Raw genomic sequence first — 15,148 nt, 5'->3', positions numbered from 1 at the left:
CGGGTCGTCTTCTGCTTACAGGCCGGAGAGGCCGAGGGCGGGATCGATGCCATCCAGCGCCGTGGCCAGAGCTTTGGCTTTGTCGGCGATCTGTTGGCGTTGCGCGGCGGGCACCGTGGCGTAACTGACGTAACCTTCGCCGGACTTGAAAGCGATGAGCTGGCTGTCTAAATCGGCCAGCGCCTGGTCGATCTTCGGTAGCAAGTCAGCTGCGGATTTGCTCAGCATTGGCCGCAGCAGGTCGACGATCTTGTGCGCGGTTTGCGCGTTGCCGGCAAAACCGTTGAGATCGCTGTGGCTGTAGCGTTCTTCTTCACCGCTGACGGCACGCACGTCGGCAACGCTGTTGAGGTTGCGCACGACGATGCTCACCAGTTGCTCCGGTGGCAGGGGCTGCGCGAGCAACTGCTGTCTGAGTGCGGTAACGTCGCTGAGCAAGCGTTGGGCGATCGGCGCGAGGTCATCGATTCTGCGCTGCTGGAACAGGGCATATTCGAGGCGATGGAAGCCCACGAAGGCCGGATCCTGCTCGCGTTTTTCAAAGTAATCGGCGCGGGCATTGATGTGATTGTCCAGCTCGGCCAGACGTTGCGCCGCAGGGGCCAGGCGTTGATAGGCAGCACGCGCCGGCAGATACAACGCTTGCGCCTGTTTCAGGTCGCCAACGGCGATCGCCTGATTCAGCGCCGTCACTGCTTTGATCAGGGCGCTGCCCTGAACGGCCAGATACACGCGAAATTCCGACAACGGCCCGACGAAAGCGACCATCGATGGCTTGGCCCTGGCGGCCGCATCGGAGGCTGCGGTCGGGGTGACGTGCAAGGTGCCGCGCGGGTTGCTGAGCAAGCCGCAGGTGATCGCGTAGTCGCCCGGCTGCAGGTTGGCATTGATCACCTGGCTCAGGCCCGGCGCAATGTTTTCGCGTTCTTCGACCACCAGCACGCCGTCAAGAATTTCCCATTCGACTGCACGCTCGGAGCGGTTGACGATGCGGAAACTGGCGCGGCCGGCCGGCACCGTAAGGGCATTCGGCTCGCAACTGTGCGGATGAATGTTGACGACGATTTCGTCATGGTTGAGCTGACGCTTGGCCGCGGCCATGTGCGAGGCGTACCAGAACAGCCCGCCGGCGGCGGTCATCAGCACCACCGAACCGGCCAGCGCCCAGCGCAATGCGCGCGCAGGCGCAGCCTGAGAATTTTCAGTGTTAGACATGGGTGCCCTTATTGGCTGGAAACAGTAGTCGTTGGCGCCGGTTGGCGGGGCGCGGGCAGGAAGAACATCACCAGCGCCACCAGCAGATAAATCAGATACGCGCCGAGGGTGCTGACGGTCGGCGCATCCTGATAACCGAACATGCCGGCCAGCACCGAGCCCAGCGGGCTGTCCATCGGCAGCGTCGCGCTGAAGTCGAAGAGCACGGTTTGCAGGTGATTCCACAGCCCGGCTTCATGCAGCGCCTGCACCGAATTGGCGAGAATCCCGGCGGCGACCACCAGGATGAACAAACCGGTCCACTTGAAGAACGCCGATAGATTGAGGCGCAGGCTGCCGCTGTAGATCAGCAGACCGACTATCACCGCCAGAATCATGCCGAGCAGGGCGCCGATCGGCGCGCCCGGGCCTTCGCTCTGCTGGAACACGGCGAGCAGGAAGAACACGGTTTCCAGGCCTTCGCGAGCAACTGCGAAAAACACCATGGCGATCAGTGCGATGACCTGGTGTTTCGACGCGGTCAGCGCCTGGTCCAGCGAGGTCTGCAGCGAATGCTTGATCGACCGCGCGACCTTGCGCATCCAGAACACCATCGAACTGAGAATCCCCATCGCTACCAAACCGACCACACCTTCGAACAGTTCCTGCTGCTTTTGCGGGAATTCGGCACTGACCAGTTCCAGCCCTCCGCCTACCAGCAGGGCGAGGGCGGCGGCAAGGAAAACGCCGATCCATACCGCCGGCATCCATTGGCCGCGGCCGGTCTGCTGCAGGTAACCGGCAATGATGCCGACAATGAGCGCGGCCTCAATGCCTTCGCGCAGCATGATCAAAAAGGGAACGAGCATTCGGCAACCACAGCGATTTAGATAGGTGGCTAAGTTGTAACATAATGACACTCATTCCCAAATGGCATTCATTGACATTTAGCTGAACGCGAGCTGAACAGCTGCGATGTTTGAACCACCGTATTCGCTGTGGGAGCGAGCCTGCTCGCGAATGCGCTATGCCTGTGACATTTCCATGTCTGACACACCGCTTTCGCGAGCAAGCTCGCTCCCACATTGGCCCTGCGGTGAATTCAGCAGCTGAGGTAAGATGCCCACCATCCAAAAAACAATAAGGCTCATCTCGCTCCATGGCGGAAAAAGACACCATTGCCATTCAACTGGTGCGCCAAGCGCTGCTGCAGAGTTGCGCCCCCGGCGCCGCCACCGATGAGGCATTGAGCAAAGTCGGCATTGATCCGGCTTTGCTCATGGCTGACGAGGGTAGGGTGCCAGCCTCGCAATACGCCAAGCTCTGGCGCTTGCTGGCCCGGCGCGGCGATGACGAGTTCTTCGGCATGGACCCGCGCAAGCTCAAGTCCGGCAGCCTCGCGTTTCTGTGTCGCAGCGCGATGGCGCAACCGACGCTGGCGGCGGCGCTGGACACGGGGCTGAATTTTCTCTCGCTGATGCTTGAACGCTTGCCCGCGCAACTGGTGCACCAGCAAAGCCTCGCCGAAATCGTTCTGCTCGAGGACGATGCCGAACCGCGCCGAGCTTTCACTTATTTCACTTACTGGATGATCGTTCACGGCGTGGCCTGCTGGCTGGCCGGGCGACGAATTCCGATTCTGGCTATCGAATTGCGCTGCGCCGCACCGGATTTCATCGAAGACTACCGAGTGATGTTTTCGGAAAACCTGCGTTTCGACCGTCCGCGTACACGAATGATCTTTTCCGCCGACTGCCTCGACCTGCCGATCAAACGCAGCCCGGAAGAGCTCAAGCGCTTTCTCGCCCAGGCGCCGGCGAACATTCTGGTCAAATACCGCGACCCCGACAGCCTTGCCAGCCGGATCAAGCAGGATCTGCGGCAACTGCCCGCCGAGCTATGGCCGGAAACCGAAGCGCTGGCCCAGCAACTGTGCATGTCCGCTTCGACCCTGCGTCGCCGCCTGGCCGAGGAAGGGCAGACTTACCAAGGGCTCAAGGACAGCGTGCGCAAGGAATTGGCAATCACCTGGCTGGCGGAGCCTTCGATCAGTTTTGTCGAGATCGCGACACGGTTGGGCTTTGCCGATGCGAGTTCGTTCTACAAGGCGTTTCGCAAATGGTCCGGATCGAATCCGGGGCATTACCGGACACTGATCCTGAATGAGGTTGTCTGACCCGACGCTTTCACGAGCAGGCTCGCTCCGACTTTCTGGAATGCGGCCCCCTGTAGGAGCTGCCGAAGGCTGCGATCTTTTGATCTTGATCTTGATCTGGTGGTGAAAATCAAGATCAACAGATCGCAGCCTCGTTGCACTCGTCAGCTCCTACAGGGGATGCGGCCCCAACGCCTTGTTCAAACCAGTCAGCCACTTTGATGGCTTTGACCATTGCCCCAAGCCCCGCGCGGCGCGACTATCCCTGTGTTGTTTACGGTTCCCAGCCTAAGAAAAACACCGAGGGATTCTGGCAATGCGCGATTACTTGTCTGCCACCGAACAGTTCAATTATCAGCACACCGTCGACGCGTCGCTCAGCGGCACGCTAGCGGCTCTGAATGCCTGCGTCGAATGCTGCGATCGCCACGCATTGCCTGGGCGTATTGCGTTGTTCTGGGAAGGCCGCGACGGCTCCAGCGCGACCTACACCTTCACCGAGCTGCAGAACCAGGCCGCGCGCTTCGCCAATTTCCTCCTCGCCCAAGGCGTGCAGAAGGGTGACAAAGTCGCCGGCCTGCTGCCGCGCAACGTCGAATTACTGATCACCGTATTCGCTACCTGGCGCATTGGCGCGGTGTATCAACCGCTGTTTACCGCGTTCGGTCCCAAGGCTCTCGAACATCGCCTGAACAGTTCCGGGGCGAAAGTGGTGGTGACCGACGCCGTCAATCGTCCGAAGCTCAGTGAAGTCAACGATTGCCCGACCGTGGTCACGGTTGGCGGCGTTAAAGGTCAGGGCATCGTTCGCGGCGATTTCAGTTTCTGGGCCGAGCTGGCCAACCATTCCAATCTGTGCGAACCGCTGTTGTTGACCGGCGAAGATCCGTTCCTGCTGATGTTCACCTCGGGCACCACCGGTCCGGCGAAAGCATTGTCGGTGCCGCTCAAAGCCATCGTCGCTTTCCAGAGCTATACCCGCGATGCGGTGGATCTGCGCCCCGAAGACGCCTTCTGGAATGTCGCCGATCCGGGCTGGGCCTACGGCATTTATTTCGGTGTGACCGGGCCGATGGCACTGGGTCATCCCATTACCTTCTACGATGGCCCGTTTACCCTCGAAAGCACCTGCCGAGTGATCAACAAATACGGCATCAGCAATCTCACCGGCTCGCCCACCGCCTATCGTCTGTTGATCGCCGGCGGCGAGGAATTCGCCAAATCGATAAAAGGCAAGCTGCGCATCGTCAGCAGCGCCGGCGAGCCGTTGAACCCGGAAGTGATTCGCTGGTTCGCCGACAACCTCAATGTGGTCATTCACGACCATTACGGCCAGACCGAGCTGGGCATGGTGCTGTGCAATCACCATGGCCTCGACCACCCGGTACACATTGGCGCGGCCGGTTTCGCCTCGCCGGGCCACCGCATCGTCGTACTCGATGAGCAGTACAACGAACTCGGCGTCGGCCAGCCCGGCATTCTCGCCATCGACCGGCCGCAGTCGCCGATGTGCTGGTTCGGCGGCTATGAAGGGGCGCCGACCAAAGCCTTCGTCGGCAACTACTACCTGAGCGGCGATACCGTCGAATGGAATCCGGACGGCAGTATAAGTTTCGTCGGCCGCAGCGATGACGTGATTACCACGTCCGGCTACCGCGTCGGCCCGTTCGACGTCGAAAGCGCATTGATCGAACACCCGGCCGTGATTGAAGCGGCGGTCGTCGGCAAACCCGACCCGGAGCGCACCGAGCTGGTCAAAGCCTTTGTGGTGTTGAGTGCGCAGTACCGCGCCGCGCCGGAGCTGGCCGAAGAGCTGCGCCAACATGTGCGCAAGCGCCTGGCCGCGCATTCGTACCCGCGTGAAATCGAATTTGTCAGCGAATTGCCCAAGACCCCGAGTGGCAAATTGCAGCGCTTTATCTTGCGCAACCAGGAAATCGCCAAGGCTCAAGAGGCCGCGGCGCACAACGTTTCAGCTTGAATCCAAGGGAACACCGTCATGCAGATCGAGAACAAGGTTTTTATCGTCACCGGCGGCGCCTCCGGCCTCGGCGCGGCCAGCGCTGAATTGCTGGTCAGTGCCGGCGCGAAAGTGATGCTGGTGGACATGAACGCCGAAGCGGTCGCCGCTCAGGCCCAGCGCCTCGGCGCACAAAGCGTGGTCGCCGACATCAGCAACGAAGCCGCCGCCGAAGCCGCTGTGCAAGCGACCATCGCCGCATTTGGCAGCCTCAACGGCTTGATCAACTGCGCCGGCATCGTTCGCGGCGAGAAGATTCTCGGCAAGAACGGCCCGCACGCGCTGAGCAGTTTTGCCCAGGTGATCAACGTCAACCTGATCGGCAGTTTCAATATGCTCCGCCTGGCCGCGGCGGCGATTGCCGAGAGCGAAGCGAATGCCGACGGCGAGCGCGGGGTGATCATCAACACCGCCTCGGTCGCGGCATTCGACGGCCAGATCGGCCAAGCCGCGTACTCGGCGTCGAAAGGTGCGATCGCCAGCCTCACCCTGCCGGCCGCGCGTGAACTGGCGCGCTTCGGCATTCGGGTGATGACCATCGCCCCAGGCATTTTCGAAACGCCGATGATGGCCGGCATGACCGCGGAAGTGCGCGACTCGCTGGCCGCTGGCGTGCCGTTCCCGCCGCGTCTGGGCAAGCCGGCCGAGTACGCCGCGCTGGTTCGCCATATCATCGAAAACAGCATGCTCAACGGCGAGGTGATCCGTCTCGACGGCGCCTTGCGCATGGCCGCCAAGTAAGGAGGATTTGTCATGAGCCTTTCCAACGATCCGATTGTCATCGTCAGCGCCGTCCGCACCCCGATGGGCGGTTTCCAGGGCGAGCTGAAAAGTCTCACTGCTCCGCAACTCGGCGCTGCTGCGATCAAGGCTGCGGTCGAGCGCGCTGGCGTCGCCAGCGATTCGGTCGATGAAGTGCTGTTCGGTTGTGTATTGCCCGCCGGCCTCGGCCAGGCCCCGGCGCGCCAGGCCGCGTTGGGTGCCGGGCTGGATAAATCGACGCGCTGCACCACTGTGAACAAGATGTGCGGCTCGGGCATGCAGACGACCATCATGGCCCACGACATGCTCCTCGCCGGCAGTGCCGATGTGGTGGTTGCCGGCGGTATGGAGAGCATGTCCAACTCGCCGTACCTGCTTGATCGTGCCCGCGCCGGCTACCGCATGGGCCATGGCCGCGTGCTCGACTCGATGTTCCTCGACGGCCTTGAGGACGCTTACGACAAGGGCCGCCTGATGGGCACCTTCGCCGAAGATTGCGCCGAGACCAACGGCTTCAGCCGTGAAGCGCAGGACGCTTTCGCCATCGCCTCGACCACGCGCGCGCAACAAGCGATCAAGGACGGTAGCTTCCAGGACGAAATCGTTCCGCTGACGGTGACCGTCGGCAAAGAGCAGGTTGTCATCAGCAACGACGAGCAACCACCGAAAGCCAAACTCGACAAAGTTGCCTCGCTCAAACCAGCATTCCGCGAGGGCGGCACGGTGACGGCGGCCAACTCCAGTTCCATCTCCGACGGCGCGGCGGCGCTGGTGTTGATGCGTCAATCTCACGCGCAGCGATTGGGCCTCAAACCACTGGCGGTGATTCATGGCCATGCTGCATTCGCCGACACCCCAGGCCTGTTTCCCACCGCGCCGATTGGAGCGATCAAGAAACTGGTGAATAAGGCCGGGTGGGTGCTGGATCAGGTGGATCTGTTCGAAGTCAACGAAGCGTTTGCCGTGGTCGGCATGGCGGCGATGACTCACCTGGAAATCCCCCATGACAAGCTCAACGTGCATGGCGGCGCCTGCGCGCTGGGCCATCCGATCGGTGCGTCGGGAGCGCGGATTCTGGTGACGCTGCTGGCGGCGCTGCGGCAGAAACAGCTCAAGCGCGGCATCGCGGCGATCTGTATTGGCGGCGGCGAAGCCACGGCGATGGCCGTGGAATGCCTCTACTGACCCACACAAATCCTTGTAGGAGCCGACGAGTGGAACGAGGCTGCGATCTCTTGATCTTGCTTTCAAGATCAAGATCAAAAGATCGCAGCCTCGTTGCACTCGACAGCTCCTACAATCAAGGAATCACCATGATCCCCAACCAAGACCAAACCCAGATCCGCGACATGGCCCGGCAGTTTGCCGAGGAGCGGCTCAAGCCGTTCGCCGCCGAGTGGGATCGCGAGCACCGTTTCCCCAGGGACGCCATCGCCGAGATGGCCGAACTGGGCTTTTTCGGCATGCTCGTGCCGGAGCAGTGGGGCGGCTGCGAGACCGGCTATCTGGCCTACGCCATGGCTCTCGAGGAGATCGCCGCTGGCGACGGAGCCTGCTCGACGATCATGAGCGTGCACAACTCGGTCGGTTGCGTGCCGATTCTCAAGTTCGGCAATGACGACCAGCGCGAGCGCTTTCTCAAACCGCTGGCCAGCGGCGCCATGCTCGGCGCCTTCGCCCTGACCGAGCCGCAGGCCGGTTCCGACGCCAGCAGCCTGAAAACCCGCGCGCGGCTGGAGGGCGACCACTACGTATTGAACGGTTGCAAGCAGTTCATCACTTCCGGACAGAATGCCGGCATCGTGATCGTGTTTGCCGTAACTGACCCGAATGCCGGCAAACGTGGGATCAGCGCGTTTATCGTGCCGACCGACTCGCCGGGCTACAAGGTCGCGCGGGTCGAAGACAAACTCGGCCAGCATGCCTCGGATACCTGCCAGATCCTCTTCGAAGAGCTGAAAGTGCCGGTCGCCAATCGACTGGGCGAGGAGGGTGAGGGCTACAAGATCGCCCTGGCCAACCTCGAAGGCGGCCGCGTCGGTATCGCCGCGCAAGCCGTCGGCATGGCCCGCGCCGCATTCGAAGCTGCCCGCGACTACGCCCGCGAACGTGACACCTTCGGCAAGCCGATCATCGAGCATCAGGCGGTCGCTTTCCGCCTCGCCGACATGGCCACGCAGATTGCCGTTGCCCGGCAGATGGTGCATTACGCAGCTTCCCTGCGCGACAGCGGCCAACCGGCGTTGGTCGAGGCATCGATGGCCAAGCTGTTCGCCTCGGAAATGGCCGAGAAGGTCTGCTCCATGGCCTTGCAAACCCTCGGCGGTTACGGTTACCTCAACGACTTCCCGCTGGAACGCATCTACCGCGACGTGCGCGTCTGCCAGATCTACGAAGGCACCAGCGACATTCAGCGCATGGTCATTTCGCGCAATCTCTGACAAGGAATTTTATTCATGACTTACGAAACGATTCTGCTGGAAATCCGTGACCGCGTTGGCCTGATCACCCTGAACCGGCCACAGGCGCTCAATGCCCTGAACGCGCAACTGGTCCGCGAAGTGAACCATGCCCTCGATGCGCTGGAAGCCGATGCGAACATTGGCTGCATCGTCCTCACCGGTTCGAAAAAAGCCTTCGCCGCCGGCGCCGACATCAAGGAAATGGCCGAGCTGACTTATCCGCAGATCTACATGGATGATCTGTTCAGCGACAGCGACCGCGTGGCCAACCGACGCAAGCCGATCATTGCCGCCGTCAACGGTTTTGCCTTGGGCGGCGGTTGTGAATTGGCGTTGATGTGCGACTTCATTCTGGCCGGCGATAACGCCAGATTCGGTCAGCCGGAAATCAACCTCGGCGTGCTGCCGGGCATGGGCGGCACCCAGCGCCTGACCCGCGCGGTAGGCAAGGCCAAAGCCATGGAAATGTGCCTGAGCGGGCGCATGATCGACGCCGTGGAAGCCGAGCGCTGCGGCATCGTTGCGCGCATCGTGCCGAGCGACGAATTGCTTGATGAAGCGCTGAAAGTCGCGGCGGTGATTGCCGGCAAGTCGCTGCCGATTGCGATGATGGTCAAGGAGAGCGTCAACCGTGCGTTCGAGGTCAACCTGAGCGAAGGCGTGCGATTTGAGCGTCGGGTGTTTCACGCCGCGTTTGCCACCCAGGATCAGAAGGAAGGGATGGCGGCGTTTGTTGGAAAGCGGGAGGCGGTGTTTCAAGGAAAGTGATGTAGCGTTCGGGCTGGCGCTTTCGCGAGCAGGCTCGCTCCCACAGGGATCTTCACCGTCCAATGGGGGAGCGAGCCTGCTCGCGAAGCTTTTAAAGGCCCACTCACTAGCGCTAGTCTGTTGACCTTCTTGCACATCAAGAGCGGAGGTCAACATGCGTATCGGATTTATCGGGCTGGGTTCCATGGGCAAGGGCATGGCTGCCAACCTGCTCAAGGCCGGGCATGAAGTGCGGGTGTGGAACCGCAGCCAGCCTGCCGTCGAACAACTGGTCAGGCAGGGCGCAACGGCCGCCGGCGATCCCGGCGAAGCCTTCGATGCCGAAGTGGTGATCAGCATGCTCGCCGACGACGCGGTGACACGCGCGGTGCTGATCGACAGCGGCGCGTTGGCCTCGAGCAAACCGGGGCTGATTCACCTGAGCATGGCCACACTGTCGGTCGAGTTCATCAAAGAGCTGGCAGCGCTGCATGAAAGCGTCGGCGCGAAACTGATTGCCGCCCCGGTATTCGGACGCAACGATCTGGCCGAGGCCGGCAAGCTCAACATCGCCGTCGGCGGCCCGGCCACCGCGATTGCCCGGGTTCAGCCGCTGCTGGATGTGATGGGGCAGAAAACCTGGCCGATGGGCGAAGACCCGGTCAACGCCGCCATCCTCAAGATCGCCATCAACATGATGCTGATCAGCGCCATCGAAGCCACCGGCGAAGCAATGGCGTTGACCCAGAGTTATGGCGTGGGCAATAGCGATTTTGTCGAGTTCATTACCAACACCCTGTTCGCAGCACCGGCTTATAGGGTTTACGGGCCGAAGATTGCCGAGCGGGAGACTGAGGGTGCCGGGTTTACCTTGCGCTTGGGTTTGAAGGATGTCGGGCTGGCGTTGAAGGCCGGCGAGCCGAATCATGTGCCGTTGCCGGTGGCCAGTGTGCTGCGCGACAACTTGCTCGATGCGGTGGCGTTGGGCGAGGGGGAGCGTGATCTGGCGGCGCTGGGGGTGAGGGCGATTCGGCGGTCCGGGCAGGATTGAAAAAGATCAAAAGATCGCAGCCTTCGGCAGCTCCTACATTGGAATGCGCTCTCCTGTAGGAGCTGCCGAAGGCTGCGATCTTTTGCACTGCAAGGCGCTATCCCCAGCCTGCCAGGGAAGCTTTACCTTTAGAGTTGGTAGTTCTTCAGATCCCGCGCAATCACCATCCGCTGAATCTCACTCGACCCTTCATAAATCTGGGTGATCCGCGCATCGCGGTAGTACTTCTCGACCGGGTAATCCTCCAGATAGCCATAGCCGCCATGGATCTGGATCGCCGACGAACAGACCTTTTCAGCCATTTCAGACGCAAACAGCTTGGCCTGCGAGGCTTCGGACAAACACGGTTTACCCGCCGTACGCAGCCGCGCCGCGTGCAATATCAGCAAGCGTGCGGCGTTGATCTGGATGTGCATGTCTGCCAGCAGATTGGCAATGCTCTGGTGCTCGATGATCGGCTTGTCGAACTGCACGCGATCCTTGGAATAAGCCAGTGCCGCCTCAAACGCCGCCCGGGCGATGCCCAGTGCCTGCGCCGCGATGCCGATGCGTCCGCCTTCCAGGTTGGACAGGGCAATCGCCAGGCCTTTGCCGCGCTCGCCGAGCAAGTTGGCCTCAGGAATGCTGCAGTTGTTCAGCGTCACCGCGCAGGTGTCGGAGGCGCGGATGCCCATTTTGTGTTCAGTGCGATCGACGATGAAACCCGGTGTATCGGTCGGCACCAGAAACGCCGAAATACCTTTTTTGCCCAGTTCCGGGTCGGTCACCGCAAACACGATCGCCAGTTTCGCCCGCTTGCCGTTGCTGACGAATTGCTTGGCGCCATTGATCACCCATTGACCGTCGCGCAGCTCGGCGCGGGTACGCAGGTTGTGTGCTTCGGAACCGGCCTGGGGTTCGGTCAGGCAGAAGCAACCGATGGTCTGCCCGCTGGCCAGATCGCCCAGCCAGGTACGCTTCTGTTCGTCGCTGCCATAGTTGAGCACCGGGCCGCAGCCTACCGAGTTGTGGATGCTCATGAACGCGCCGGTCGCGCCATCACCGGCAGAGATTTCCTCGACGGCCAACGCGTAGGCAACGTAGTCGACGTAGGTGCCGCCCCATTCTTCGGGCACGACCATGCCGAGCAGGCCCAATTCGCCCATCTTCGCCACCAGGGCGTCGTCGATCCAGCCGGCCTTTTCCCAGGCCTGCGCATGAGGGGCGATTTCGCCACGGGCAAAATCCCGGGCCATGTCGCGGATCATCACTTGTTCTTCAGTCAGTTCGAGATCGTGCATGGCTCAGCTCCCGCTCTCATCAAAACCATGGAAGAAACTGGCGACCTGCGTAGCGTCCAGCTCCGCGACGGTCGGTGGGTTCCAGCGCGGTGACTTGTCCTTGTCGATCAGCAGGGCGCGCACGCCTTCGATCAGATCGCCACGGGCGAACCACTGACGATCCAGGTGCAGCTCCAATGCAAAGCACTGCTCCAGACTCAAATGGCGGCCGCGACGCAGCATCTCCAGAGTGACGGCCATGGCCAGCGGCGAGCGGATTTCCAGCAGATCCGCCGTGGTGGTCGCCCACTCATGGCTGTCGGCAACGGTGACGGCACGCAGTTGCTCGACCATGCTTGGCAGGTCGGGCAGGGCGAAGAAGTGGTCGATGGCCGGGCGCAAAGCCTGGAGCGGCGCGTCGGGCAAGGTCTGCACGGCGCATTTGGCCAGCAGGTTCTGCAGCGACTTGAGCGGCGTGTCCTGCCATTCCATCCGGTCGAGTCGTTCATCGAGCAGCGCCAGTTTGCTGCTGTCCAGATACCAGTCGGCGAGGCCGCAGTACAAGGCATCGGCGGCGCGAATCTGCACGCCGCTGACGCCCAGATAAATCCCCAGTTCACCGGGAATGCGCGGCAGGAAATAGCTGCCGCCGACATCAGGGAAATAACCGATGGCCACTTCCGGCATTGCCAGACGGCTCTTCTCGGTGACCACGCGCAGGTCGGCGCCTTGCACCAGGCCCATGCCGCCGCCGAGGACAAAACCGTCCATCAAGGCCAGCACCGGTTTGCGATAGTGATGAATCGTCAGGTCGAGGGCGTATTCCTCGACGAAGAAATCTTCGTGCAGCGTGTCGCCGCTTTTATAGCTGTCGTACAGCGAACGAATGTCGCCGCCGGCGCAGAAAGCTTTCTCACCGGCACCGCGCAGTACCACCGCGTGCACATCGGCGTCAGTCGCCCAGGCGTCGAGCTGCCGTTGCAGTTGGCGCACCATGTCGAGGGTGATTGCATTGAGGCCCGCAGGGCGGTTCAGGGTCAGGTGGCCGATATGGTTGCGTACCTCGGCCAGCACATCGTTTTGCATGGCATCCATGGACGGGGTCCGCCGGGATGAAGCCTCAGCTGTCATCAGTAACTCCCTGCTTTTATTGTCTTTATTCGAAAAGCCCGCGCGCGGGCGTTAGCGGATCGTAACAGTGCAAATTTGCCATGTACAACGGGGATATGTGCAGGGGGAATCTGCGTTTTTCCCTTAGGCCGCGATCTGTGTGTGTAGGAGCTGACGAGTGCAACGAGGCTGCGATCTTTTGATCTTGTTTTTTTAAAATCAAGAGATCGCAGCCTCGTTGCACTCGTCAGCTCCTACAGGGCTCATCTGAACGTCTCGGTAATGCTGCGCCGCTTGGCGTGCAGTTCGCTGGCGTGGATCAAACGTTCGAGGTCTTCCGGGGTGACGTCGATGAACGCTTCCATGTCGGCCAGCGCCAGTTTCAGGTCTTCGGCGGTAATCGCCTGGCTGTCGACCGGAACCACCGGTGGCGCCGGGTCGGCGGGGCGTTTCGGGTAGCGGATGCGGGTCAGATTGTTGTATGCCAGCGCGCTGGCCAGCATGCACACGGCGCCGAGCATCACCGGCTCCATGGCTTTCCAGTCCATGGCAATGGTCGCAGGGTCGGCCAGCACCAGCGTCAACGCCAGTGCGCCGGCCGGCGGGTGCAGGCAACGCAGCCAGCACATCAGAATCAACGCCATGCCGGCGGCAAGGCAGGCGCTGCCCAGAGTTCGACCGAGGACGTGGGCGACCAGTAAGGCGACCACGCCGGCGCACAGGTAGCCGCCGACAATCGACCACGGTTGGGCGAGAGCGCCGGAGGACACGGCAAACAGCAGCACCGCCGAAGCGCCGAGCGGGCCGATCAGGTGATAGGCCACGTCATGACCGAACACCTGCGCGCATATCCACACGCTGAACAGCGTGCCCAGGCCCATGCCGATCGCGGCACGGCTCCATTCGGTGGGGCGGGTGTTGATGGCGGCGGGCAACCAGCGAGCGAGCATGTAGAACCGATCCTTTACAAAATCCGAGGCAAAAAAAAGGACTTGTCCGGCATATCCGGAAAGCCCTCGAAGCGTTCCAACATTGGGGGAGGAACGCGCGTAGTTTGCCGATCAAACTCTATGCTGACAAATTCATATAAATGCAGTTTTAGTGCACTATTTTTGCACTGAAGCAGCGCGGCGCGCACTGACGAAGCACAAATAGCCGCCCAAAGCGGCCAGTGCGCTCAAGGCGTAGAACATGCTCGGCGCTGGCGTGTGCATCAGCAGGAACCCGCACATCACCGGGCTGGCCGCGCCGCCAAGCGCAGCCAGATTCTGCGCGCCGTAATAGCTGCCGCGCAGCGCCTCCGGGGCCAGGGTATCAACGAACAGGAAGTCCGCCGGGTAAATGATCATCTCGCCCAGGGTGAAGATGAACATCGCCACGCACCAGCCGACCAGGCTGTCGGCCACACTGAAACCGATCAATCCGACGATGAACAGCGCAGTGCCGCCAGCGATCCACTGGCGCAGGTGTTCGCGGCTGAGCCAGCGACCGACCTGGTATTGCAGCACGATCACCGTGATCGCGTTGCAGGCGAGCAGGGCAGCCATGGTGTCCAGCGTCTGTTGCTGGGTGTGCGTGACCAACAGGTATTGCGACAGGTACAGGGTAAATCGGCCGTGCACCAGTGTGCTCAGCAGGCAGCCGAGGGTGAACAGCACCATGGTTCGATCGTTTTTCAGGATCACCAGAGTATTGAGAAAACTTTGCGGAGCGTTGCCAGTTGATATCGGACGGGCATCTCTGGCAGCGCCGAGCAGCAGAAAAATACTGCCGATGGCAATCGCACCGGCGACGATGAAAGGCGCGGATGGTTGCACGCCGGCGATCACCACGCCAATCATCGGGCCGACCGCGTAACCGATATTGGTCAGCGTGTAGTTGAGGGAAAACGCCTTGACGCGCTGGCCTACCGGCAGGTTCTCGCTGAGGGTCGCCTTGGAGCCGATCAGGAACAGCGCCGACGCGGTTTCACTGATGATCAGCACCACGGTGACCAGATACAGGTTCTCGGCGAAGGTCAGCAGGATCAGGCCGATACCGCTGGACAGCATGCTCAGGATCAGCAACTGGCGCTTGTCCAGTTTGTCGATGATGTAGCCGCCGTAAAGCGACAGCAACGTGGCACTGAACACGGCGATGCCCAGCAGCAGCCCGACATCCTGCGGATTGAGGCCGAGTTTGTTGCTCAGGAACAGCGTTAGCAGCGGACTGATCAGGGCGCGGCTGATGACCACGGTCAGCGAGCTGATCATCAACCGGCGGATGAAAGGCGAATAAATGGCCACGGAAGGTGAATGTCCTTATTCGGAATGCCTGGGGCGAACGCCATCCTCTATGCACCCACGGCACCGGTCAAGCTGATACACCACCGTCCCTCGGTGCGCACGG

General features: G+C 61.5%; 13 protein-coding genes. 7 read left to right on the top strand and 6 right to left on the bottom strand.

Annotation, left to right across the window (positions count from 1 at the left end; genetic code table 11):
• Positions 1-15 precede the first annotated feature (15 nt).
• Together efeO and efeU are read right to left on the bottom strand one after the other, a co-directional pair.
• Positions 16-1,215, bottom strand: coding sequence for an iron uptake system protein EfeO (gene efeO / locus VNV36_RS22330; RefSeq protein ID WP_325720616.1), 1,200 nt, complete (start codon positions 1,213-1,215; stop codon positions 16-18).
• Positions 1,216-1,223: 8 nt separating this feature from the next.
• Positions 1,224-2,063, bottom strand: a complete 840-nt coding sequence (gene efeU, locus VNV36_RS22325) for an iron uptake transporter permease EfeU (protein ID WP_325720614.1) — start codon at positions 2,061-2,063, stop codon at positions 1,224-1,226.
• A gap of 290 nt (positions 2,064-2,353) precedes the next feature.
• Here efeU and VNV36_RS22320 point away from each other — a divergent pair, with 290 nt between their 5' ends.
• The 7 genes from VNV36_RS22320 (at position 2,354) to VNV36_RS22290 (ending at position 10,391) form a co-directional block, all read left to right on the top strand.
• Entirely contained in the window at positions 2,354-3,370 is a 1,017-nt protein-coding gene (locus VNV36_RS22320; RefSeq protein ID WP_325720612.1) for an AraC family transcriptional regulator, read from the top strand.
• Positions 3,371-3,665: 295 nt separating this feature from the next.
• Complete coding sequence (locus tag VNV36_RS22315) at positions 3,666-5,330, top strand: AMP-binding protein (RefSeq protein ID WP_325720610.1); 1,665 nt, start codon at positions 3,666-3,668, stop codon at positions 5,328-5,330.
• Between the two features lie 18 nt (positions 5,331-5,348).
• Positions 5,349-6,110, top strand: a complete 762-nt coding sequence (locus VNV36_RS22310; protein ID WP_325720608.1) for an SDR family NAD(P)-dependent oxidoreductase — start codon at positions 5,349-5,351, stop codon at positions 6,108-6,110.
• Positions 6,111-6,122: 12 nt separating this feature from the next.
• Positions 6,123-7,316, top strand: a complete 1,194-nt coding sequence (locus tag VNV36_RS22305; protein WP_325720606.1) for an acetyl-CoA C-acyltransferase — start codon at positions 6,123-6,125, stop codon at positions 7,314-7,316.
• A 128-nt stretch (positions 7,317-7,444) separates the two neighbouring features.
• Complete coding sequence (locus VNV36_RS22300) at positions 7,445-8,572, top strand: acyl-CoA dehydrogenase (RefSeq protein ID WP_325720604.1); 1,128 nt, start codon at positions 7,445-7,447, stop codon at positions 8,570-8,572.
• 15 nt (positions 8,573-8,587) lie between these two features.
• A complete protein-coding gene (locus tag VNV36_RS22295) occupies positions 8,588-9,361 on the top strand; it encodes an enoyl-CoA hydratase (protein ID WP_325720602.1) in 774 nt (257 codons plus the stop codon).
• A 154-nt stretch (positions 9,362-9,515) separates the two neighbouring features.
• Positions 9,516-10,391, top strand: coding sequence for an NAD(P)-dependent oxidoreductase (locus VNV36_RS22290; RefSeq protein WP_325720600.1), 876 nt, complete (start codon positions 9,516-9,518; stop codon positions 10,389-10,391).
• A gap of 128 nt (positions 10,392-10,519) precedes the next feature.
• On the opposite strand, the gene VNV36_RS22285 is transcribed toward VNV36_RS22290, so the two are convergent.
• From VNV36_RS22285 to VNV36_RS22270, 4 genes are all read right to left on the bottom strand, one after another.
• Positions 10,520-11,671, bottom strand: a complete 1,152-nt coding sequence (locus VNV36_RS22285; protein ID WP_325720598.1) for an acyl-CoA dehydrogenase family protein — start codon at positions 11,669-11,671, stop codon at positions 10,520-10,522.
• A 3-nt stretch (positions 11,672-11,674) separates the two neighbouring features.
• Positions 11,675-12,781 (bottom strand): enoyl-CoA hydratase/isomerase family protein, encoded by a 1,107-nt coding sequence (locus tag VNV36_RS22280; protein ID WP_325720596.1) that lies wholly within the window; start codon positions 12,779-12,781, stop codon positions 11,675-11,677.
• 242 nt (positions 12,782-13,023) lie between these two features.
• Positions 13,024-13,710, bottom strand: a complete 687-nt coding sequence (locus VNV36_RS22275) for an HPP family protein (RefSeq protein ID WP_325720594.1) — start codon at positions 13,708-13,710, stop codon at positions 13,024-13,026.
• A 156-nt stretch (positions 13,711-13,866) separates the two neighbouring features.
• Positions 13,867-15,045, bottom strand: a complete 1,179-nt coding sequence (locus VNV36_RS22270; RefSeq protein WP_325720592.1) for an MFS transporter — start codon at positions 15,043-15,045, stop codon at positions 13,867-13,869.
• Positions 15,046-15,148 lie beyond the last annotated feature (103 nt).

Source organism: Pseudomonas sp., assembly GCF_035554175.1.
Taxonomy (GTDB): Bacteria; Pseudomonadota; Gammaproteobacteria; order Pseudomonadales; family Pseudomonadaceae; genus Aquipseudomonas.
Note: the sequence above shows the minus strand (reverse complement) of the source record. Positions and strands in the feature narration are given on the sequence as shown.

Bases quoted from the DNA above. Each gene is read 5' to 3' on its own strand.
- efeO (WP_325720616.1), bottom strand. From the start codon at position 1,215: ATGTCTAACACTGAAAATTCTCAGGCTGCGCCTGCGCGCGCATTGCGC.
- efeU (WP_325720614.1), bottom strand. From the start codon at position 2,063: ATGCTCGTTCCCTTTTTGATCATGCTGCGCGAAGGCATTGAGGCCGCG.
- VNV36_RS22320 (WP_325720612.1), top strand. From the start codon at position 2,354: ATGGCGGAAAAAGACACCATTGCCATTCAACTGGTGCGCCAAGCGCTG.
- VNV36_RS22315 (WP_325720610.1), top strand. From the start codon at position 3,666: ATGCGCGATTACTTGTCTGCCACCGAACAGTTCAATTATCAGCACACC.
- VNV36_RS22310 (WP_325720608.1), top strand. From the start codon at position 5,349: ATGCAGATCGAGAACAAGGTTTTTATCGTCACCGGCGGCGCCTCCGGC.
- VNV36_RS22305 (WP_325720606.1), top strand. From the start codon at position 6,123: ATGAGCCTTTCCAACGATCCGATTGTCATCGTCAGCGCCGTCCGCACC.
- VNV36_RS22300 (WP_325720604.1), top strand. From the start codon at position 7,445: ATGATCCCCAACCAAGACCAAACCCAGATCCGCGACATGGCCCGGCAG.
- VNV36_RS22295 (WP_325720602.1), top strand. From the start codon at position 8,588: ATGACTTACGAAACGATTCTGCTGGAAATCCGTGACCGCGTTGGCCTG.
- VNV36_RS22290 (WP_325720600.1), top strand. From the start codon at position 9,516: ATGCGTATCGGATTTATCGGGCTGGGTTCCATGGGCAAGGGCATGGCT.
- VNV36_RS22285 (WP_325720598.1), bottom strand. From the start codon at position 11,671: ATGCACGATCTCGAACTGACTGAAGAACAAGTGATGATCCGCGACATG.
- VNV36_RS22280 (WP_325720596.1), bottom strand. From the start codon at position 12,781: ATGACAGCTGAGGCTTCATCCCGGCGGACCCCGTCCATGGATGCCATG.
- VNV36_RS22275 (WP_325720594.1), bottom strand. From the start codon at position 13,710: ATGCTCGCTCGCTGGTTGCCCGCCGCCATCAACACCCGCCCCACCGAA.